This is a genomic window from Streptomyces sp. NPDC048192 (assembly GCF_043202415.1).
GTDB lineage: Bacteria > Actinomycetota > Actinomycetes > Streptomycetales > Streptomycetaceae > Streptomyces.
In genome coordinates, this window is sequence record NZ_JBIDAL010000026.1 from 57172 (window position 1) to 78110 (window position 20939).

At 72.9% G+C, this 20939-nt stretch carries 14 protein-coding genes; 8 read left to right on the forward strand and 6 right to left on the reverse strand.

Annotated elements, in window-relative coordinates; all coding sequences use genetic code 11:
• Window positions 1-4: 4 nt before the first annotated feature.
• The 6 genes from ACGFZN_RS37485 to ACGFZN_RS37510 all read right to left on the reverse strand — a co-directional run bounded on the left by ACGFZN_RS37485 (window position 5) and on the right by ACGFZN_RS37510 (window position 12044).
• Entirely contained in the window at window positions 5-7771 is a 7767-nt protein-coding gene (locus tag ACGFZN_RS37485) for an amino acid adenylation domain-containing protein (RefSeq protein ID WP_393862950.1), read from the reverse strand.
• Window positions 7772-7831: 60 nt separating this feature from the next.
• On the reverse strand, window positions 7832-9019 hold the full coding sequence (locus ACGFZN_RS37490; RefSeq protein WP_393862951.1) for an NAD(P)/FAD-dependent oxidoreductase: 1188 nt from the start codon (window positions 9017-9019) through the stop codon (window positions 7832-7834).
• Between the two features lie 70 nt (window positions 9020-9089).
• Window positions 9090-9320 carry a phosphopantetheine-binding protein gene (locus ACGFZN_RS37495; RefSeq protein ID WP_393862952.1) on the reverse strand — a complete coding sequence of 77 codons (231 nt, stop codon included), beginning with the start codon at window positions 9318-9320 and terminating at the stop codon, window positions 9090-9092.
• A complete protein-coding gene (locus ACGFZN_RS37500; RefSeq protein WP_393862953.1) occupies window positions 9320-10888 on the reverse strand; it encodes an amino acid adenylation domain-containing protein in 1569 nt (522 codons plus the stop codon). The genes ACGFZN_RS37495 and ACGFZN_RS37500 overlap by 1 nt, the downstream gene beginning before the upstream one ends.
• Before the next feature lie 123 nt (window positions 10889-11011).
• Window positions 11012-11722, reverse strand: a complete 711-nt coding sequence (locus ACGFZN_RS37505) for an LmbU family transcriptional regulator (RefSeq protein ID WP_393862954.1) — start codon at window positions 11720-11722, stop codon at window positions 11012-11014.
• Between the two features lie 106 nt (window positions 11723-11828).
• On the reverse strand, window positions 11829-12044 hold the full coding sequence (locus ACGFZN_RS37510) for an MbtH family protein (RefSeq protein ID WP_393862955.1): 216 nt from the start codon (window positions 12042-12044) through the stop codon (window positions 11829-11831).
• Window positions 12045-12481: 437 nt separating this feature from the next.
• Between ACGFZN_RS37510 and ACGFZN_RS37515 the strand changes: the two genes are divergently transcribed.
• The 8 genes from ACGFZN_RS37515 to ACGFZN_RS37550 all read left to right on the forward strand — a co-directional run bounded on the left by ACGFZN_RS37515 (window position 12482) and on the right by ACGFZN_RS37550 (window position 20855).
• Complete coding sequence (locus tag ACGFZN_RS37515) at window positions 12482-13240, forward strand: thioesterase II family protein (protein WP_393862956.1); 759 nt, start codon at window positions 12482-12484, stop codon at window positions 13238-13240.
• A gap of 148 nt (window positions 13241-13388) precedes the next feature.
• On the forward strand, window positions 13389-14567 hold the full coding sequence (locus ACGFZN_RS37520; protein ID WP_393862957.1) for a serine hydrolase domain-containing protein: 1179 nt from the start codon (window positions 13389-13391) through the stop codon (window positions 14565-14567).
• 39 nt (window positions 14568-14606) lie between these two features.
• A complete protein-coding gene (gene argC, locus ACGFZN_RS37525) occupies window positions 14607-15635 on the forward strand; it encodes an N-acetyl-gamma-glutamyl-phosphate reductase (protein WP_393862958.1) in 1029 nt (342 codons plus the stop codon).
• Window positions 15632-16783, forward strand: coding sequence for a bifunctional glutamate N-acetyltransferase/amino-acid acetyltransferase ArgJ (gene argJ / locus ACGFZN_RS37530; protein ID WP_393862959.1), 1152 nt, complete (start codon window positions 15632-15634; stop codon window positions 16781-16783). Before argC ends, argJ begins: the two co-directional genes overlap by 4 nt.
• Entirely contained in the window at window positions 16780-18015 is a 1236-nt protein-coding gene (locus tag ACGFZN_RS37535; protein ID WP_393862960.1) for an acetylornithine transaminase, read from the forward strand. Before argJ ends, ACGFZN_RS37535 begins: the two co-directional genes overlap by 4 nt.
• A 348-nt stretch (window positions 18016-18363) precedes the next feature.
• Window positions 18364-19050 carry a DUF4097 family beta strand repeat-containing protein gene (locus ACGFZN_RS37540; RefSeq protein WP_393862961.1) on the forward strand — a complete coding sequence of 229 codons (687 nt, stop codon included), beginning with the start codon at window positions 18364-18366 and terminating at the stop codon, window positions 19048-19050.
• 30 nt (window positions 19051-19080) lie between these two features.
• The gene (locus ACGFZN_RS37545; RefSeq protein WP_393862962.1) at window positions 19081-20055 is read left to right on the forward strand and encodes an ATP-binding cassette domain-containing protein; all 975 of its coding nucleotides are present in this window, start codon (window positions 19081-19083) and stop codon (window positions 20053-20055) included.
• Entirely contained in the window at window positions 20052-20855 is an 804-nt protein-coding gene (locus ACGFZN_RS37550; protein WP_393862963.1) for an ABC transporter permease, read from the forward strand. Before ACGFZN_RS37545 ends, ACGFZN_RS37550 begins: the two co-directional genes overlap by 4 nt.
• Window positions 20856-20939 lie beyond the last annotated feature (84 nt).

Below are 20939 nucleotides of genomic sequence, written 5' to 3' on the forward strand. Positions count from 1 at the left end.
ACTCCTAAGCGTTCATCTGGCGCAGCTGGAGGCGGTTCGACTTGGCCGACTTCTCGATCCGGCCCGCCAGCTGGGCGACGGTCGGACTGCGGAACACCGTCGTGACCTTCACGTCGACGCCGAGTTCGTTGCGGATGCGGCCGACCAGCCGGGTGGCCAGCAGCGAGTGCCCGCCGTGGTCGAAGAAGTCGACGTCGATGCCGACCTCCTCCACCCCGAGCAGCTCGGCGAACAGCCGGCACAGGACTTCCTCGCGGTGGTTGCGCGGCCCTCGGCCGGCCGCGGCTTCGGTGCGCTCGGGTGCGGGCAGCGCCTTGCGGTCGAGCTTTCCGCTGGGTGTCTGGGGGAACGCGGCGAGCGGCACGATCGCCGAGGGGACCATGTACTCCGGCAGGTGCTCGCGGGCCAGCTCGGTCAGGGCCGCCGGGTCGAGACCGGCCGGTTCGGTGCCGGCGCGCGGCACCACGTACGCGACCAGCCGCTGGTCGTCGGCGCGGTCCTCGCGCACCACGGCCACCGCGCCGTCGACGTCCGGGTGCGCGGCCAGGGCCTGTTCGATCTCGCCGAGTTCGATGCGGAAGCCGCGGACCTTCACCTGGAAGTCGGTACGGCCGATGTACTCGACCTGGCCGTCCTCGGTCCACCTCACCAGGTCGCCGGTGCGGTACATCCGGCTTCCCGGCGCGCCGAAGGGGCAGGCGACGAAGCGGCTCGCGGTCAGCCCCGTCTGCCCGAGGTAGCCGCGGGCCAGCTGGACGCCGGCCAGGTACAGCTCACCGGCCACTCCCGGCGCGACCGGGCGCAGCGCGGCGTCCAGCACGTACACCTGGGTGTTCCACACGGGGGTGCCGATCGGCAGCCGGTCGGCGCCGGGCTCGTACCGGCAGGCCGTGACCTCCACCGACGCCTCGGTGGGGCCGTAGAGGTTGTTCGCGGTGCAGCCCGGCAGCAGTTCGACGAACCGGTTGGCCAGCGCGGCCGGGAACGCCTCGCCGGCGACCTCGATCCAGCGCAGGTGCGTGCACTCCTTGGCGGAGGGCTCGGCGACGAACGCCTCCAGCAGGGAGGGCACGAAGTCGGCGCCGGTCACCCGCTCGCGCCGCATCAGCTCCGCCAGGTACGCCGGGTCCCGGCGCCCGTCCGGACGGGCGATGACCACGGCCGCGCCGACCTGCAGCGGCGCGAACAGCTCCGGCACCGACACGTCGAAGCTCGCCGTCGTGCTCAGCAGCACCCGGTCCTCGACGCCGACGTCGAAGTGCGCCAGGCCCCACCGCAGCCGGTTCATGATCGACCGGTGTGCCACCGGCACGCCCTTGGGGCCGCCGGTGGAGCCGGAGGTGTAGATGACGTACGCGACGTTGTCCGGCGTCAGCGAGCGCTGCGGGTTCGTCTCCGGGTAGGCGGACACGTCCGGCAGCGTCTCGTCGAGCACCAGCAGCGGCCGGGCGCTGTCCAGCACGTGCCGCACCCGGTCCTCGGGCAGCTCCGGGTCGATCGGCACGTAGGCCGCGCCCGCCTTGACCACCGCGTAGATCGCCACCATCAGGTCCACCGAGCGGGGGATCTTCACCGCGACCAGCCGCTCGGGCCCGGCGCCCTGTTCGATCAGCCAGTGCGCCAGCCGGTTCGCCCGCCGGTTGAACTCCCCGTACGACAGCCTCTCCTGCTCGGCGATCAGCGCCACCCGATCCGGGTCGCGCGCCACCTGCGCCTCGAACGCGCCCGGCAGCGTGCCCTCGGCCACCGGATGCGCCGTGTCGTTGACCCGCCGCACGAGCCGGTCCCGCTCGTCCTGCGCCAGCACGTCCACCGCGGCGACCGGCGCCGACGGGTCGGCGAGCACCTGCTCCAGCACCCGCACGAGCCGGGCGGCGATCACCTGGGCCGCGTCGCGGTCGAACAGGGCGGTCTGGTAGTCGAGGGAGAGCCGCAGGTAGGGGTCGGAGGAGTTGAGGGTGAGCGGGTAGTGGGAACCGGCGAACGGGCGGATGGCGTCGATCGTGAAGCCCGCCGCGTCGTTCGCCTCGACGATGCCCTCACGGTCGATCGGATAGTTCTCGAAGACGACGATCGTGTCGAACAGGGCGGGCAGCCCGGTGCCGCGCTGGATGTCGGCCAGGCCGTAGTAGTGGTGGTCGAGCAGGGCGATCTGCCGGTTCTGCAGATCGGTGATGACGTCGCCCAGGCTCTGGTCCGGCCGGCACCGTGCCCGGACGGGCAGGGTGTTGATGAACAGGCCGACCATCTGGTCCGAGCCGGTCAGGTCGGCGGGGCGGCCGTTGACGGCGGCGCCGAACACCACGTCCGGCTGCCCGGTCAGCTTCGACATCAGGATCGCCCAGGCACCCTGCAGGAGCGTGTTGAGGGTGACGCCGAGTTCCGCGGCGCGCCGGGCGAGCTGCCGTCCCTTGTCGATGGACAGCGGCACCTCGACCCGGCCGAGGGCGGTCGCCTCACCCTGGGCGGGCCGGTCGGCGGCCACGAGGGTCGGCTGGTCGAATCCCTCCAGCTCGGCCTTCCACCGGGCGGCCGACGCGTCCCGGTCCTGCCTCGACAGCCAGGCCAGGTAGTCGCCGTAGGAGCGGACCGGGCCGAGGTCGCCGGCTTCGGCGTACAGCCGGACCAGGTCGGTGATCACCAGCGGCGACGACCAGCCGTCGAAGAGGGTGTGGTGCGCCGTGAGGATGAGCTTCGCCTGCCGGGGCCCGCAGGTGAGCAGGGCCAGGCGCAGCAACGGCGGCCGGGCCGGGTCGAGTTGGTCGGCCCGGTCGTCGGCGAGGGCCGCCTCCAGCGCCGCGTCCTGCTCGGCCTCGCTGCGCCCGGTCAGGTCCAGGTGCCGCCAGGGCAGGGCGACGTGTTCCGCCACGACCTGCACCGGGTCGCCGTCGGCCGTGGTGAGGAACGCCGAGCGCAGGTTCGGGTAGCGCTCGAGCAGCGCCTGCCCGGCCGCCCGCATGCGTTCGGGGTCCACGTGCCCGGACAGGTGCAGCACGAACTGCATGTGGTAGACGTCGAAGGCGCCGTCGGCGAGCGCCGCCTGGAACTGGATGCCGGACTGCCCGGGGGCCTGCGGCCACACCTCGGCCAGCCGGCCGTAGCGCTCCTCCCAGGCCTCGATCTCGTCCTGGCGCACGGTGACCAGCGGCGCGTCGGAAGGGGTGAGCCCGCCGATGCGCGGGCGTGCGGCGTACGCGGCCATGCCGTGCAGCACCTCCACCCACAGCTCGGCCAGTTCACCGGCCCGCTCGCGGGACAGCACCCCGGTCGGGAACATGAAGGCGGCCTGCAGCCGGGTGCCGTCGGCGGTGTCGGTGGCGACCGAGTTGACCTCGAGGGCGGACAGTGCGGGCAGGTCCGGGTCGGGTTCCGCGACCAGCTCCGCGGACCAGGAAGCGGGTCCCCAGCCGTCCGTGCGCAGGTGCTCGGGTATGTCGGCGCCGGTGATCCGGCCGAGGTAGTTGAACCCGATCTGCGGCGCCGGGTACTCGGCGAGCTGTTCGGCGGTCTCCGGGTTCAGATAGCGCAGCAGCCCGTATCCCAGGCCCTTGTCCGGGACGCGGCGCAGCTGCTCCTTGACCCGTTTGACCGCCTGCCCGGCGGCGGGGCCGCCGGCCAGCACGTCGGCCAGGTCCACTCCCGCGACGTCGACGCGGGCGGGGTACATGCTGGTGAACCATCCGACGGTCCGGGACAGGTCGGCGCCGGGGACGGCGTCCTCCTCGCGGCCGTGCCCCTCGAGGCGGACCAGGGTGGAGCCGGGCGTGCCGCGCCACCGGTCCACCGCCAGGGCGAGGGCGGCGAGCAGGACGTCGGTGCCGGTGCCCTTGAACGCCGCGGGGAGCCTGGTCAGCACGGCCTCGGTGACGTCGGCGGGCAGCTGCACCCGTACGGTGTCGACCGTGGACCACACGTCCACCGCCGGGTCGAAGGGCCGTGTGCCGAGCGGCGGGTCGGTCGCCTCCAGCAGGTCCCGCCAGTACGCCAGTTCCGCTTCCCGCTCCTCGGACAGCGCCTCGTCCTGAAGGGCCGACGCCCAGCGGCGGGCCGAGGTGCCGACGGAGGGCAGCTCGGGGGCCTCGCCGGAGCGGACCCGCTGCCACGCCTCGGCGAGGTCGGACATGAGGATCCGCCAGGAGACGCCGTCCACCACCAGGTGGTGCAGCACGACGAGCAGCCTGCCCGCTCCCGAGGGCGGGGCGAACCAGACGAAGTCCGACATGGTCCCGGCCTCCGGGTCGAGCCGGCCGACCGCGTCGTACAGCTCCGCCTTCGCCGCCGCCAGTGCGGACGGCTCCTCCCAGCGGCCGTCGCAGTCGACCCGGTGGATCAGGCCGGCCGTCCGTACGGCGCCCGCCTCCCGCACGACCAGGGTGGGCTCCTCGCCGTGCTCCAGCCGCGCGCGCAGCAGGTCGTGCCGGTCGAGTACGGCGTCCAGGGTGGCGGCGAGGCCGTCGCCGTCGATGCCCTCGGGCAGCTCCAGCACCATCGACATGGCGAAGCGTTTCGTCCCGCCGCCGTGCTCGAACACCTGCCGTGCCACCGGCTGCAGCGGCATCGGTCCGACGCCGCCGCCGTCCAGCTCGGCGAGCACGGGCGTCAGGCCCCGGCGGGCGGAGGCCGCCTCGGCGAGGCGGGCCGCCGTGCGGCACTCGAAGATCTCCCGCGTGCTCAGCTGCAGGCCCCGGGCGCGGGCCCGTGCCACCACCTGGATGGAGCGCAGGCTGTCGCCGCCCACCGCGAAGAAGTCGTCGTCGACGCCGACCCGGTCCACGCCGAGCACGTCCGCGTAGGCCGCGGTGATGATCTTCTCGGCCTCGGTGCGCGGCTCCCGGTAGGTCTCGCCGAGGAACTCCGGTTCGGGCAGGGCCTTGCGGTCCACCTTGCCGGTCGGCCCGAGGGGGAGCCGGCCGAGGGCCACGAAGGCCGACGGCACCATGTAGTCGGGCAGGCGGGCCGCGACGAACTTGCGCAGCTCGGCGGAGGAGGCTCCGGCGAGCACGTCGACGTCGCCGATGCCGCCGGCGCCGTCGTCGCCGACGGCTCCCTCGCCGGTGTGCACCACGTAGGCGACGAGCCGCTTGCCGCCCGAGGGCACTTCCCGGCTGATCACCACGGCCTCGCTGATGCCGGGGTGTGCGGTGATCGCGGCCTCGACCTCGGCGGTCTCGATGCGGAAGCCGCGCACCTTCACCTGGCCGTCGGCCCTGCCGACCACCTCGAGTCGGCCGCGCGCGTTCCAGCGGGCCAGGTCGCCCGTGCGGTACATGCGTTCGCCGGCGGGGCCGAAGGGGTCGGCCACATAGCGCTCGGCGGTCAGGCCGGGGCGGCCGTGGTAGCCGCGGCCCAGGCAGGTCCCCGCCACGTACAGCTCACCGACCACGCCCTGCGGCGCGGGGGCGAGGCCCGGGCCGAGGACGTAGGCGCGCATGTTGCCCAGCGGGGTGCCGACGGGCGCGACGTCCGTGTCCGTCCACTCCTCGGACGCGGCGAGGGAGAACGCGGTGGCGTAGAAGCTCTCGCTCTGCCCGTAGGAGTTGACGATCCGCGCGCCGGGCAGGACCTCGCGCACCTGCCGCACCAGCCGGCCCGGCAGGACGTCGCCCGCGAACACGACCGTGCGCACGTCGGGCGCCTTGTGCAGGTGGCCCGCCAGTTCGCCGAGCACCGAGGGGACGCCGCTGATCACCTGGCCGTCCCAGCCGTCCCGCTCGCCGAGGGCCAGCGCGTTCGCCACCAGCTCGACCGTGCCGCCGGTGGTCAGGGTGGTCAGCAGCTCGAAGACCGAGACGTCGAAGTTGACCGAGGTGCCGGCCAGCATCCGCCACCCGGGCGGCGTGTCCAGGACGCGCACCAGTTCCCGTACGCCGTCCACGACGCCCCGGTGGGTGATCGACGCGCCCTTCGGCTTGCCCGTGGAGCCGGAGGTGTACATCACGTACGCCAGGTTGTCCGGCCCGAGCGGCGCGAGGCGGCCGGTGTCGTCCGGCGCAATCCCGGGCGAGTCCCACTGCGCCCGGTGGTCGAGGTTGACGGTCACCAGGTCGTTGTGCGGCACGTCCTGCCAGGTGGCGGTGTCGGTGACGGCGAAGCGCGGGCGTGCCTCGGACAGCACGCTCTGCGCGCGCCCGTCCAGGTACTGCGGGTCCAACGGCACGTAGGCGGCACCGGACTTGAGGATGCCGAGCAGGCCGGCCACCAGGTCCTCGGTGCGCGGCAGCGCGAGCACCACCAGGTCCTCCGGCCCGGCGCCGCGCCGGATCAGCTCCCAGGCGACGGCGTTGGCCCGCTCCTCCAGCTCCCGGTAGGTCAGCGTCCGGCCGTCGCACACGAGGGCCGCGGCGTCCGGGGTCCTGGCCGCCTGGCTCTCGAACAGCTCCGGGACGGTCACTGCGCCCGCCGCCGCGGCCCTGTCGCCGGACGGGGCGAGCAGCAGGTCCCGCTCGGCCGCGTCGAGCACGTCGACGGTGCCGACCGCGCGCTCCGGGTCGGCCACGAGCCGGCCCAGTACGCGGACGAACCGCTGCGCGATGCCCTCGGCGGTGGTCCGGTCGAACAGGCTGGTGGCGTACTCCAGACGGCAGTTGGCTCCGCCGGCGGCGTCCGGGAGCAGGTCGAAGAACAGGTCGAACTTGGCCGTGCGGGTCTCCAGCCGCTCGGTGCGCACGCCGAGGCCGGGAAGCTCCAGGGGCGGCACGGGCGGCTGCCAGGAGAGCATGACCTGGAAGAACGGGTTGTAGGCGGTGGAGCGGTCCGGGTTGAGCAGCTCCACCAGCCGTTCGAAGGGCATGTCCTGGTTGTCGTACGCGGCGAGGGACCTCTCCCGCACCCGCTGCAGCAGCCGGCGGAAGGTCGGGTTCCCGGCGAGGTCGACGCGCAGCACCCAGGTGTTGACGAAGAAGCCGACGAGGTCGCGCAGTTCCTCGTCGGTGCGGTCCGTGATCGGCGCGCCGATGGACACGTCGTCCCCGCACCCGAGGTGGTGCAGCAGCACCGCGAGCGCCGCGTGCATGACCATCGACACCGTGGTGTCCGCTTCCGTGGCGAGCTTCTCCACGGCGGTCAGCAGGGCGGGGTCGATCGAGAAGGGGATCCGGTCGCCGTCGGGGCTCATCACCCGCGGGCGCGGGCGGTCCGTCGGCAGCGCCAGCGGCTGCGGCAGGTCGGCCAGGGCCTCGCGCCAGTAGGCGAGTTGCCGGGCGGCGAGGCTGTCCGGGTCGGACTCGTCGCCGAGCAGGTCGAGCTGCCACAGGGTGTAGTCCGCGTACTGCACCGGCAGCGGCTCCCAGGCCGGCGCCCGGCCCTCGCGGCGGGCCGCGTAGGCCGTGGTGAGGTCGCGGAACAGCGGCCCGAAGGACTCCCCGTCCACGGCGATGTGGTGGGCCACGACGACGAGGGTGTGCTCGCGCGGCCCGGACCGCACCAGGCGGGCGCGGATCGGTGCGTCGGCGGCCAGGTCGAAGGTCTCGGTCGCCACCGCGTCGACCGCCGCCGCCCGCTCCTGCTCCCCCGCGGCCTCGACGACCGGCAGGTGGAACGGCTGCTCCCCGGACGGCAGCACCTGCTGGTGCGGTACGCCGTCGTCGCCCTCGACGATCACCGTGCGCAGGACCTCGTGCCGGTCGATGACATCGCGGAGCGCCGCCTCGAGCGCCCCCGCGTCCAGCTCACCGGTCAGCCGCAGGGCGAAGGCGCCGTTGTAGGTCGGCGAAGGGCCCTCGAACCGGTCCACGAACCACAGCCGACGCTGCGCGAACGACAACGGGATCATTGTTTCTCCAAATCGGCGGAACCTTGGGGGAGCAAGTCGTCACTCGGCTCGGGTCGCAACTCAGCTCAGGTCGAGCAGGTCCAGGAGTTCGTCGTTGTAGAAGTCGTCGATGGAGCACGCGCCGGACAGCGTCGAGAAGTAGCGGTCGATGTGCTCCTGGTGGCCGACCAGTTTCTGCAGCATCTCGACCCGCCCCTCGGGCTTGAGCTCGGCCACGTTGAGGGCGCCCTGGTAGTGGCTGAGGGCTTCGCCGCTCAGGTCGTTCTCGTAGCGCTTCAGCGCAGTCCTGAGGGCGGCGTCGTCGTGCAGCTGCTCCCCGATGTGGTCGGTGAGCGACTGCGCCTGGACGAAGGCCTCGGTGATGCCGCGGGCGGTGATGGAGTCCTTGTGGTTCACCGCGTCGCCGACCAGCACCCAGCCGGGCCCGTAGGCCTTGCGGAAGTAGTTCTCCTGGTGGCCCGTGCCGTACAGCTGCTCCACGCGCCGGCCCGCCTGCATCCGCTCGTACAGCTCGGGCGCCGTGGTGCGGAAGCTGTCGAGGTAGAAGGGTTCGACCCCCTTGCGGACCTCGTTGTACCGGTCCTGCGGGAAGTAGGTCATCAGCAGCGTGAGGTCGTCGTTGGTGGGGATGACCCCGATCCAGCGCCCCGGCCGCTCGTACAGCTCGAAGTGCGAGGGGACGTCGGCCCAGTAGCTGTAGTAGGTGCAGCTCACCCGCGGGTGCTCGATGACGTTCTCGGCGCCGGCCTTGCGGGCCACCAGCGAGCGCATGCCGTCCGCGCCGACGACCAGGCGTGCCCGCTCCGTCGTCTCGGTTCCGGCGGGCGTCGTGTACGTGACGCCGGCGACCCGGCCGTCCTCCCACAGCAGGTCCTTGACGGCGCAGCCCTGCCGGAAGTCGGCTCCGGCCTCCACGGCGCCTTCGGCGAGGATCGGGTCGAGCACGTACCGCCGCGGCGCGTACGTGTACGTCAGGCCCTCGACCGGCAGGGAGAAGCCCTCGATGCGGACGCCGGGACCCTGGTAGCTCTGCTTGGTGATCTTCCTGCAGCCCGCGTCGCGGAGCTTGCCGAGCAGCCCCCACCGGTGGAGCAGGCCCATGCCCTGCATGTGGATGTAGTGCGAGGACAGCGTGTCCTGCGGGAACCGCGCTTTCTCCAGGAGCAGGACCCGATAACCCCGCTTCGCGAAGAGCATGGCCGTCGGCGAACCCGCACAACGGGCACCGATGACAATCACGTCGTACATGGCGCGCCTCTCTTACCAGGTAGTTTTCTGACGCAGTGCGGCTGCGGCCGGAATGTCCGCTGACGGCGCGCTATCGGCGCAGCGAGCCCAGGGATTCGATGTACGCGGAGATCGACGCCACCGTCGGGTTGAGGAACAGCTGGTCCATGGGGATCTCCAGGCCCAGCTCCGTCATGAGGGCGCCCTGGATCCTGACCATGATCACGGACTGGCCGCCCAGGGCGAAGAAGTCGTCGTCGGCGGAGATGTCGTCGCGCTGCAGTTCCCGGCACCAGATGGCGCGCACGCTGTCGGCAATCATCACAGTCCTCGGTTCTTGAGGGCGTCGACCAGCGCCGCGCGGTCGACCTTCCCGTGCGGGCTCAACGGAATGCTGGGGATGTTCACGAACCTGGCCGGCACCATGTTCCGCGGGAGCGTCTCGAGCAGACCGGCGCGCACGGCGTCCTCGGTGAGGCCGTCCGACTCCGGGACGAGGAACGCGGTCAGCTCGTTCTCGCCGGCGTCGGTGCAGGTGACCGCCACGGCGGCCTCCCGGACCTCGGGCAGCCTGCCCAGCGCGCGTTCGACGTCGGTGGGGTCGATGCGCATGCCCCGCACCTTCACCTGCGCGTCCATCCGCCCGGCGACGACGAGGTCGCCGGCCTCGGTGACGTAGCCGCGGTCGCCGGTGCGGTACAGCCTGCGCGGTCGGCCGTCTACCTCGACGGTGGTGAACTTCTCGTTCTCGGGGCCCGCGGCGCCCAGGTAGCCCGCGCCGACACCGGCCCCGGAGATGCAGATCTCGCCGTGCTCCCCCGCCCCCACACCGCGCAGCCGCTCGTCGAGGAGGAGGATGTCGGTGTTGTGGGCGGGCCTGCCGACCGGTGCGATGTCGTGCTCGCCGGGCCGGTACCCGGCGAGGTCGTACGACGTGGCGACGTCCGTGCACTCGGCGACGCCGTACTGGTGCAGCAGGGTGCAGGTGTTGCCCTCGCGCCGCATCCAGTCCGTGAGCCGCTCGGGTTTGAGCGCCTCCCCGCCGAAGAGCACGTAGTCGAGCCGGGTCAGGGCGTCGCCGCCGCGCGCGGTCTCCCAGTCGATCAGCACGTACAGCGTGCTGGAGGCGCAGTGCACGACGCGGATGTCGTGCTCGGTCAGGACGCGGTAGGCCAGCATGGCGTCGAAGTTCCGGCTGGCCAGCAGGTACTGGGTGGCGCCGCAGAACAGCGGGGTCATCAGGGCGCGCTGGGAGAGGTCGAACCCGAAGGCGCTGACGACCAGGTTGTGCGACCCGCTGTGCAGGCCGTACTCGAGCTTCAGCCAGTTCATCAGGTTGAACCAGCCCTCGTGCCGCACCGCGGTCAGCTTCGGCGTGCCGGTGGAGCCGGAGGTGAACACGGCGTAGCAGATGTCGTCGCCGGTGACGCGGACGTCCGGGGCGGTCGCCGGGAGGGCCGCCAGCCGGCCGGCGAGCTGCTCGAGGTCGACGACGTCGACGGCCGCCGACTCGACCATCCCGGCGGTCGCCGGGCAGGCCACGATCAGGGCGAGGTCGGGCACCTGGCCGAGCAGCAGCTGCAGCCGCGCCGCCGGGTAGGCCGGGTCGAACGGCACGTAGGCCGCGCCCGCCTTCAGCGTTCCGAGGATGGCGACGAGCATGTCGACCGAGTAGTCGAGGCAGACGCCGACCTTCGCGCCCCGGCCGCAGCCGCGCGCGGTGAGGAAGTGCGCGAACCGGTTCGCCCTCGCGTCCAGCTCCGCATACGTCACCTGCCGGCCGGCGCAGACGACGGCGACGGCGTCGGGGGTGGCTCGTGCGTGCGCCTCGAACGGCTGGTGGGCGACGGGCGCCGAGGGCAGGGCGACCCGCTTTCCCTGAAGGATCATCAACTGACTCCGATACGAGAGGTGTCCGGTCGGACGAGCCGCCGGCCCACCACGGAAAACGGGCTTGCCGGCACCTTCGGGGCACTGCGCCCGCAGGCGGTGCCGCCGGTCGCGGGTGCGCCGTCAGGCGGTGCGCCGGTGGGCGGTGTCGAGCATGTGGGTCACCCACTTGTCGACGCTCAGGCCGTGGGCGGCGGCCGCCTTCGAGTAGTGCTCCAGCTGGTCGGCGGACAGCTCGATGGTGAGCGTGGTGACCTTCGGCCGGTGCTGAGCGGCGGCCGCCGGCTCGGTGAGCCGGAGCCGGTGCTGCCCCTGGGCGCCGCCGTCCGGGGAGGTTCCGGCCTCGCCGCTCTGCGCGGCCAGGCCGGCGCGGACCGCCCTGCGCAGTTCGTTGCGCGACCACTTCTGCTGTTCGGCCCTGCGCAGCCAGTAGTCCTGCTCCGGCGGCGACAGCCGGGTCACCTCGGCGTGGTGGGCGAAGCTGAGGCTGTCCCGCCTGCGGTGGTGTTCGAACCGCCGGGCGACCCACGCGTAGTTGCGCAGGGTCTGGTAGTCGAGCCCGGTGCGCTCGATCGCCTCCTTGTAACGCCGCCAGCCGTAGGTGGCCTCCCCGTAGATCAGCCAGTCGGCGAGCCACCACGCCGAGGAGTTCACGAGCTCGCGCAGGCTGGTCCCGATCCGCTCCCAGGACCGCTCCGGCAGGTTGGGCGGGAGGATCATGCCCGACTTCTGCACCTTGGCCTGCGACCCCACGAAGGACAGGACCACATCGCGCTGCGCCGGCTCGCGGCCGGCGTCCACCGGCCTCGCCGGAGCTCTGCTCGTGCTTCTCACAGCCCCCGTCACACCCTTCATCTCCCAGTGTCTGCGTGTGTTCTCCGGCCGCGGGCCGACCGGGGCGAACGGTGTCGTCCGGGTCGCGTCCGCACGACCGCGGCGCTCAGTCCGCCGCCATGGCCTGCTGCAGGCTCTTGGGGCGCAGGTCGGTCCAGTTCTTCTCGACGTACTCCAGGCACTCGGCCTTGGCCGCCTCGCCGAAGACGACCCGCCAGCCGGCGGGCACCTCGGCGAACACCGGCCACAGGGAGTGCTGCTCCTCGTCGTTGACCACAACGTAGAAGCGGCCGTCCGCGTCATCGAAGGGGTTCGTGCTCAACTGGCACCGTCCTTGTCCGTCATGGAGTGACTCGGGGATGGGAATGTCGCCGGGCCGGGTGCGCGAGGGCACCGGGCGCGGGTTCGCCGGCCGGCGTCCGTCCGGTCGACAGGACGCTCGGCTGTCCGGTCGACAGGACAGCCGGCACCGGTGTGCGACCCCGGCGATGCCACGTCACCGTAGGGACCCGGCCATCGCCGCAACAAGGGCGGCGGGCCCGCCGGGCGTGCTGCCGCGCGCCCGCGCTGCGCCCCGCCGGGTTTCTCTGTACCCCGCCGGTTTCCTGTGCCACGATGCCGCGTTCGTGCCCCGCCGGGCGCGGCGCCGGTGGGACTCCGCCGCTGGTGCGGCGGCGCTCGAGTGATCCTCAGGCGCCCTGCCGGTCCGGCGCCGTTCCATGGGCCGGACGGTGTGCGGCTGCGATCCGAGGGAGAGCGATGGACGGCACACGACCCGCCCTGCGCCTGTTCGTCCTGCACCACGCGGGGGGCTCACACGTGCTGTACCGCCACTGGCCGGCGGGGCTGCCGAGGACGTGGGACGTACGGCTGCTCGACGCCCCGGGCCACGGACTCCTGCTCGACCTGCCGCTCATCGGCGACGCCGGCCGCCTCGCCGACTTCCTGCTGCGCTCCATCGACCCCGAACCGGCGGTCCCCTACGCCCTGTTCGGGCACAGCATGGGCGCGCTGGTGGCGTACGAGATCACCCGGCGGGCCGTCGACCGGGGGCTGCCGCCGCCCGTGTGGGTCGGTGTCTCCGCGCGGTCCGCGCCGCGGACGGCGGGCCCGGTGCAGCGGTACCACGAGCTGCCCGACGCCGAGTTGCGCACCCGGCTGACCCTGCTCGGCGGCACACCCGGCGGCATCTTCGACGACCCCGGCCTGTGGGCGCTGTACGCCCCGGTCATCCGGGCCGATCTGCGCTTGGTGGAGAACTGGCGTCCCGCCGCGGACGCCGGTCCGCTGCCGGTGGCACTGTCCGCCTACGCGGGCCGCGACGACCGCTTCGCCTCGCCGAGGCGGATGGCCGGCTGGGCGGAGCACACCGAGCGCTTCGCGGGCCTGCGGGTCTTCGACGGCGGTCACTTCTACTTCCAGGACGATCCCGCCCCGCTGCTGCGGCAGATCGCACGGGACGCGACCGCGGCACTGGCCACGGCGCGCGCCGACACCGCCGCCGTGCCGCGGCGGTGAGCCGCGGGCGGACACCGCTCGCCGCCCGAACTGTCCTGAGCCGCCGCACGAGTTGCCCGCGAGCCGACCGGCCTACTGTGCCGCCCACGAACCGCACACGTACGGAATCAGCCATGTGCGGACGACTCCAGGAAACGGGGAGACGACGATGACGGTGGGGAAGAGACCGAGGGCCGGCGTGATCGGCCTCGTGGCGGTGGCGCTCACGGCGACCGTCTTCACCGGGCCCGCCCGGGCGTCCGGGGACGCGGCCGCCCAGGCCACCGACCACCAGGCCACGCAGGCCGCGCTGAACGCGGCCGTCGCCGCCGGCGTCCCCGGCGTCATCGCCGAGGCCCGGGACGCGAGCGGTGTCTGGAAGTCGGCGGTGGGCGTGGGTGACCTGAAGACGGGCGCGCCGCGCCGCACGGACGACCGGTTCCGCACCGGCAGCATCACCAACACGTTCGTGGCGACGGTCCTGCTGCAGATGGAGGCGGAGGGCAAGATCGGCCTCGACGACCCGGTGGAGCGCTATCTGCCCGGCGTGGTGACGGGCAACGGCAACGACGGCAGCAAGATCACCGTGCGGCAGCTGCTCAACCACACCAGCGGGCTGTTCGACTACCTCGCCGATGTGCCGTACTACCAGACGTACACCATGGGCGACGGCTTCCTGCAGCACCGGTACGACACCCTGACGCCCGAGCAGCGCCTGAAGGTGGCCTTCTCCCATCCGCCGCTGTTCGCGCCCGGCGCCCGGCACTCGTTCTCCCACACCAACGACATCCTGGCCGCGCTGATCGTCGAGAAGGTCGCCGGCAGGCCGTACCCGGACGAGGTGCGCAGGCGCATCGTCGAACCGCTGGGGCTGAAGGCGACGTCCAACCCCGGCACGGGTTCCCAGCTGCCCCAGCCGAGCAGCCGCGGCTACTCCAAGCTCTTCTACGACACCCAGCCGGACCGGATCGACGACGTCACCGAGCTGAACGGATCGCAGAGCTGGGGCGACGGCGACATCATCTCCAGCGTCGGCGATCTGAACCGGTTCTACCGGGCCCTGATGGGCGGCAGGCTGCTGCCGGCGCAGCAGCTGGCGGAGATGAAGACGACCGTCGTCAACCCCGACCTGCCCATCTCGTCCTACGGGCTCGGGATCGAGAAGCTCACGATGAGCTGCGGCACGACCATCTGGTACCACGACGGCGGCGTGCTGGGGTGGCTGTCGCTGGCCGCCTTCACCGAGGACGGCCGCCACGAGCTGACCTTCGACTTCAACGGCGACTGGGACGCGTCGGGGATCCTGCCCGTCCTGAACGCCGAGTTCTGTGCCAAGACGGCCGGCTGACGCCGGGGCGGACCCCACGTCGTGTTACCGGGAGAGTCGATGACAGTGCGAGCGGCCGTGGCCGGAGCGAGCGGGTATGCGGGCGGCGAGCTGCTGCGCCTGCTGCTGGCCCACCCCGAAGTGGAGATCGGCGCCCTGACCGGGCACTCCAGTGCGGGAGAGCGGCTGGGCACGCTGCAGCCGCATCTGGCCGCGCTGGCCGGGCGGGAGGTGGGGCCCACCACCGCCGACGCCCTGAAGGGGCACGACGTCGTCTTCCTCGCCCTGCCGCACGGCCGGTCCGCGGCCGTCGCCGAGCAGCTGGACGAGGAGACGCTCGTCATCGACTGCGGGGCGGACTTCCGGCTCGCGGACGCGGCCGCCTGGGAGGCGTTCTACGGCTCCCCGCACGCGGGCACCTGGCCCTACGGCCTGCCCGAACTTCCGGGTGCGCGAGCCGGGTTGGCGGGTGCGCGGCGCGTCGCGGTGCCGGGCTGCTATCCGACCGCCGTGTCGCTGGCGCTGTTTCCCGCCTACGCGGCCGGGCTGGCCGGACCCGAGGCGGTGATCGTCGCGGCGTCCGGCACGTCCGGCGCCGGCAGGGCGCCCCGGGCGGACCTGCTCGGCAGCGAGGTCATGGGGTCCATGCGGCCGTACGGCGTGGGCGGCGGCCACCGGCACACCCCCGAGATGGTGCAGAACCTCAGCGCCGTGGCGGGCCGCCCGGTCACCGTCTCCTTCACACCGACCCTGGCCCCGATGCCGCGCGGCATCCTCGCCACCTGCTCGGCGCCGGCGCGGCCCGGGGCCGGCCCGGCCGAGGTGCGGGCCGCGTACGACAAGGCGCTGGCCGGCGAGCCGTTCGTACGGCTGCTGCCCGAGGGGCAGTGGCCCGGCACCGCGGCCGTGTACGGGTCGAACGCCGCCCAGGTCCAGGTGACCGTGGACCCGGCGGCCGGGCGGATCATCGCGATCAGCGCCATCGACAACCTCACCAAGGGCACCGCGGGCGGCGCCGTCCAGAGCATGAACGTCGCCCTCGGCCTGCCCGAGACACTGGGTCTTTCCACGATCGGAGTCGCACCGTGAGTGTCACCGCAGCACGGGGTTTCACGGCGGCGGGCGTCGCCGCGGGGATCAAGGGCAACGGCAACCGGGATCTGGCCGTCGTCGTCAACGAGGGGCCGCGCTGTGCCGCGGCGGGCGTGTTCACCTCCAACCGGGTGCAGGCGGCCCCCGTCCGGTGGTCCCGGCAGGTCCTGGCCGGCGGTGAGGTCCGCGCCGTGGTCCTCAACTCCGGCGGCGCCAACGCCTGCACCGGGGCGCAGGGCCTGCGGGACACCCGCGCCACCGCCGAGCGGGCCGCCGGGCTGCTCGGCCTCGCCTCCGGTGAGGTGGCGGTCTGCTCCACCGGGCTCATCGGTGTGCCGCTGCCCATGGACCGGCTGCTGGCCGGCGTCGACAGCGCCGTCGCCGGGCTGTCCGCCGCCGGCGGTGAGGACGCGGCCCTCGCCGTCATGACCACCGACACGGTGCCCAAGACGGCCGCGGTCACCCGGGACGGGTGGACCGTCGGCGGCATGGCCAAGGGCGCGGGCATGCTCGCCCCGGGGCTCGCCACCATGCTCGTCGTCCTCACCACGGACGCCGACCTCGACGGCGGCGTCCTGGACAAGGCCCTGCGGGACGCCACCCGTGTCACCTTCGACCGGATCGACTCCGACGGCTGCATGTCCACCAACGACACCGTGCTGCTGCTCGCCTCCGGGGCCTCCGGCATCGCCCCGGAGCACGAGGAGTTCACCGAGGCCCTGCACGCCGTCTGCGCCGGTCTTGCCCGGCAGCTGATCGGGGACGCGGAGGGAGCGAGCAAGGAGATCCGCATCGAGGTCGTGGGCGCGGCGAGCGAGGAGGACGCGGTCGAGGTGGGCCGTTCCATCGCCCGCAACAACCTCCTCAAGTGCGCGGTCCACGGCGAGGATCCCAACTGGGGCCGGGTGCTGTCCGCCATCGGCACCACGGGCGCCGTCTTCGAGCCGGACCGGCTGGGCGTCGCCATCAACGGCGTGTGGGTGTGCAGGGACGGCGGCGTCGGCGAGGACCGCGCGCTGGTGGACATGACCGGCCGCGAGGTGCACATCGTCGCGGACCTGGCCGCCGGCGCCGGGTCCGCGACGATCTGGACCAACGACCTCACCGCCGACTACGTCCACGAGAACAGCGAGTACTCCTCATGAGCGCCTCCCCGTCCCCGGCGCCGGCCGCCCGTCCGACCGCCAACGCGGCGCTGGCCAGCCGCTGGCGGGACGTCATGACGGACGCCTTCGGCACGCCCCGGCTGCCGCTGGTCAAGGGCCGGGGAACCCGGGTGTGGGACGCCGAGGGCAACGAGTACCTGGACTTCCTCGGCGGCATCGCGGTCAACGCGCTGGGGCACGCGCACCCCGCGGTCGTGGCGGCCGTCTCGGATCAGGTCGCCTCCCTCGGACACGTCTCGAACCTGTTCATCGCCGAACCGACCGTGCGCCTCGCCGAGCGCCTGCTGCACCTCGCCGGGCGCCGGGGCCGGGTCTACTTCTCCAACTCCGGCGCCGAAGCCAACGAGGCGGCCTTCAAGATCGGCCGGCTCACCGGCCGCACGCACATGGTGGCGGCCACCGGCGGCTTCCACGGCCGCACCATGGGGGCCCTGGCGCTCACCGGGCAGCCGGCCAAGCAGCGCCCCTTCCTGCCGCTGCCGGGCGAGGTCAGCCATGTGCCGTACGGGGACGCCGAGGCCCTGCGCGCCGCCGTCACCCCGCGCACCGCGCTGCTGGTCCTGGAGCCCGTGCAGGGAGAGAACGGCGTGGTGGTGCCTCCGCCCGGCTATCTGCGGGCGGCCCGCGAGATCACCGCGGCGACCGGGACGCTCCTGGTCCTGGACGAGATCCAGACCGGCGTGGGGCGCACGGGCCGCTGGTTCGCGGCCGAGGCCGAGGGCGTCGAGGCGGACATCGTCACCCTCGCCAAGGGGCTGGGCGGCGGTCTGCCCATCGGAGCGACGCTCGCCTTCGGCAGGGCCGCCGAGCTGCTGACGCCCGGCACGCACGGTTCCACCTTCAGCGGGAACCCCGTGGTGTGCGCGGCCGCGCTCGCCGTACTGGACACCATCGAGCAGACGGGCCTGCTCGCCCACGTGACCTCGATGGGGCGGCTGCTGCGGCACGGCCTGGAGGTGCCGGGGCACCCGCTGGTGCGCGAAGTGCGCGGCGCGGGGCTGCTGCTGGGCGTCGTTCTCGCCGGGGGGCACGCGGCATCCGTGCAGCGGGCCGCCCAGGCCAGGGGCCTGCTGGTGAACGCGGTGGCCCCGGACGTCGTCCGCCTCGCCCCGCCGCTGACCGTGTCCGACCAGGAGGTGGGCGCCTTCCTGGCGGGCTTCCGCGCGGCCCTGTCCGAGATGGCCCCGGACGAGGGGCGGACGGCGGCCTGACGCCGCCCCGTCTCCGGCTCGGCCCCCTCGGGCAGTCTGCCGCTACCGGCGACACCATGGTGACGCACTATGGCACCACGAGGAGCCCACCCGCGCCACCTCTCCCGCCCTCTCATGTGCCGCGCCGCCGAAGCGCATCACAAAATGCCCAGGTCGGCCACTCGGCAGGCACGCTCACCGCGCTCCGCGCCGCAGCCCCAAGTCGCTTGAACTGAGCGCCCAGCCGGTCGTTCCCAGGGTCGTGACTCCATCGCGGGCACGCTATGACGCAATCTGGCTCGCCATGATGCCAAAGTTGTGCCATAGTGGAGCCACTGAAGCGGAGCGACGACTCGAAGGAGCCCAGCCATGCAGAAGACCGAGCACCAGACGCAGCGGTTCGACACCCCCGCCCCCATCACCGCCGTCCTCGACATCCCCGCCGGACGCATCCGGGTCGTCGCGGCCGACCGGGCGGACACCGTCGTCCAGGTCCTGCCCGCCAACGCCGCCAAGAGCCGCGACGCCAAGGCGGCCGAGGAGATCAGGGTCGGCTACGGCGACGGCGTCCTGCGCATCGAGGCCCCGGAGGCGGCCAACCGGCTCCTCGGGCACTCCGGGTCCGTCGAGGTCACCGTCGAACTGCCCGCCGGCTCCCGGGTCGAGGCGAAGGCCGACGCCGCCGAGTTCCGCGGCGTCGGACGCCTCGGAGACGTCGACTTCACGGGCGGGTACCGCTCGGTCACGCTCGAGGAGGCCGCGAGCGCCCGCCTCGCCGCCCACGACGCCGGGGTCTCGGTCGGCCGGCTGAGCGGCCCCGCGGAGATCCGCACCCAGAAGGGCGACATCCGCGTCACCGAGGCCGTGCGCGGCACGGCGACGCTGCGCACCGAGAAGGGCGACATCTCCGTCGGTGCCGCCCGCGGCGTCTCCGCCTCCCTGGACGCGGGCACCGGCTACGGCCGCATCAGCAACTCCCTCAGGAACGACGGCACCCCCGAGCTGACCATCCACGCGACCACCTCGTACGGCGACATCACCGCCCGCAGCCTCTGACCACCCGCTGCCCCCGAAGGAGCACCTCTCATGCGAACGCTGGCCATCGCGGCGAACGGGCTGCGCAAGTCCTACGGCGACAAGGTCGTGCTCGACGGCATCGACCTGGCCGTGCCGGAGGGAACGGTCTTCTCCCTGCTCGGCCCGAACGGCGCCGGCAAGACCACCGCCGTCAAGATCCTGTCCACCCTCATCAGCGCCGACGGCGGCGAACTGCGCGTCGGCGGCCACGACCTCGCCACCGAGGCGCAGGCCGTACGCGCCGCGATCGGCGTCACCGGGCAGTTCTCCGCCGTCGACGGGCTGATCACCGGCGAGGAGAACATGCTCCTGATGGCGGACCTGCACCATCTGTCCAAGGCCGAGGGCCGGCGGGTCGCCGCCGAACTGCTGGAGCGCTTCGACCTGGTGGAGGCCGCGAAGAAGCCCGCCTCCACCTACTCCGGCGGCATGAAGCGCCGCCTCGACATCGCCATGACACTGGTCGGCAGCCCGCGGATCATCTTCCTGGACGAGCCGACCACCGGTCTGGACCCGCGCTCGCGGCACACCATGTGGGGGATCATCCGCGAGCTGGTCTCCGGCGGTACGACCGTCTTCCTCACCACCCAGTACCTCGAAGAGGCCGACCAGCTCGCCGACCGCATCGCCGTCCTGCACAACGGCAGGATCGCCGCGGAGGGCACCGCCGAGGAGCTGAAGCGGCTGGTCCCGGGCGGGCACGTCCGGCTCCGTTTCACCGACCCGGCCGAGTACCAGGCCGCTGCCGCCACGCTGCGCGGGGCCACCCGGGACGACGAGGCGCTGACCCTGCAGATCCCCAGCGACGGCACCCAGCGCGAGCTGCACGCCATCCTCGACTGGCTGGACTCGGCCGGCATCCAGGCGGACCAACTGACCGTGCACAGCCCCGACCTGGACGACGTGTTCTTCGCCCTGACCGACAGCGCATCCGTGCCCGCCCAGCCCGGCCGCCCGAACCAGCCCAAGGAGAACCTGCGATGAGCGCCCCCCTGGCCCCCGCCCGCCCGGCCCGATTCTCCCTCGCCGTGCGCGACTCCTCCACCATGCTGCGCCGCAACCTGCTGCACGCCAGGCGCTACCCCTCCCTCACGCTGAACCTGCTGCTCACGCCGGTCATGCTGCTGTTGCTGTTCGTCTACATCTTCGGCGGCGCGATGAGCGGTGGCGCCGGCCGCTCGGCCTACATCGCCTACCTCGTGCCCGGCATCCTGCTGATGACCATCGGCTCCACCACCATCGGCACCGCGGTGTCCGTCTCCACCGACATGAGCGAGGGCATCATCGCCCGCTTCCGCACCATGGCCATCCACCGCGGCTCCATCCTCATCGGACACGTCATCGGCAGCGTGCTGCAGTCGGTCATGAGCGTGGTCCTCGTCGGCGCCGTCGGCGTCGCCATCGGCTTCCGCTCCCACGACGCCACCGTCCTCGACTGGCTCGCGGCGCTCGGCCTGATCGTCCTGTTCGCCCTGGCGCTCACCTGGATCGCCGTCGGCATGGGCCTGGTCAGCCCCAACGCCGAGGCGGCCAGCAACAACGCCATGCCCCTGATCCTGCTCCCCCTGCTGTCCAGCGCGTTCGTCCCGCTGCACTCGATGCCCGGCTGGTTCCAGCCCATCGCCCGCTACCAGCCCTTCACCCCCACCATCGAGACCCTGCGCGGACTCCTGCTCGGCACCCGCATCGGCGACAACTGGTGGATCGCCCTGGCCTGGTGCCTCGGCCTCGCCGTCCTCGGCTACCGCTGGTCGACGGCGAAGTTCAGCCAGGACGCGAAGTGACGCGATGACACGGGCGGGCCACTTCCCGCGACCCCGAACCACCCACGGCGGCGTACCCGGCACCGAACCGGAGTGCGCCGCCTC

Excerpts from the sequence above, each read along its gene's own strand:
- ACGFZN_RS37485 (WP_393862950.1), bottom strand. The coding sequence starts at position 7,771 with ATGATCCCGTTGTCGTTCGCGCAGCGTCGGCTGTGGTTCGTGGACCGG.
- ACGFZN_RS37490 (WP_393862951.1), bottom strand. The coding sequence starts at position 9,019 with ATGTACGACGTGATTGTCATCGGTGCCCGTTGTGCGGGTTCGCCGACG.
- ACGFZN_RS37495 (WP_393862952.1), bottom strand. The coding sequence starts at position 9,320 with ATGATTGCCGACAGCGTGCGCGCCATCTGGTGCCGGGAACTGCAGCGC.
- ACGFZN_RS37500 (WP_393862953.1), bottom strand. The coding sequence starts at position 10,888 with ATGATCCTTCAGGGAAAGCGGGTCGCCCTGCCCTCGGCGCCCGTCGCC.
- ACGFZN_RS37515 (WP_393862956.1), top strand. The coding sequence starts at position 12,482 with ATGGACGGCACACGACCCGCCCTGCGCCTGTTCGTCCTGCACCACGCG.
- ACGFZN_RS37520 (WP_393862957.1), top strand. The coding sequence starts at position 13,389 with ATGACGGTGGGGAAGAGACCGAGGGCCGGCGTGATCGGCCTCGTGGCG.
- argC (WP_393862958.1), top strand. The coding sequence starts at position 14,607 with ATGACAGTGCGAGCGGCCGTGGCCGGAGCGAGCGGGTATGCGGGCGGC.
- ACGFZN_RS37535 (WP_393862960.1), top strand. The coding sequence starts at position 16,780 with ATGAGCGCCTCCCCGTCCCCGGCGCCGGCCGCCCGTCCGACCGCCAAC.
- ACGFZN_RS37540 (WP_393862961.1), top strand. The coding sequence starts at position 18,364 with ATGCAGAAGACCGAGCACCAGACGCAGCGGTTCGACACCCCCGCCCCC.
- ACGFZN_RS37545 (WP_393862962.1), top strand. The coding sequence starts at position 19,081 with ATGCGAACGCTGGCCATCGCGGCGAACGGGCTGCGCAAGTCCTACGGC.
- ACGFZN_RS37550 (WP_393862963.1), top strand. The coding sequence starts at position 20,052 with ATGAGCGCCCCCCTGGCCCCCGCCCGCCCGGCCCGATTCTCCCTCGCC.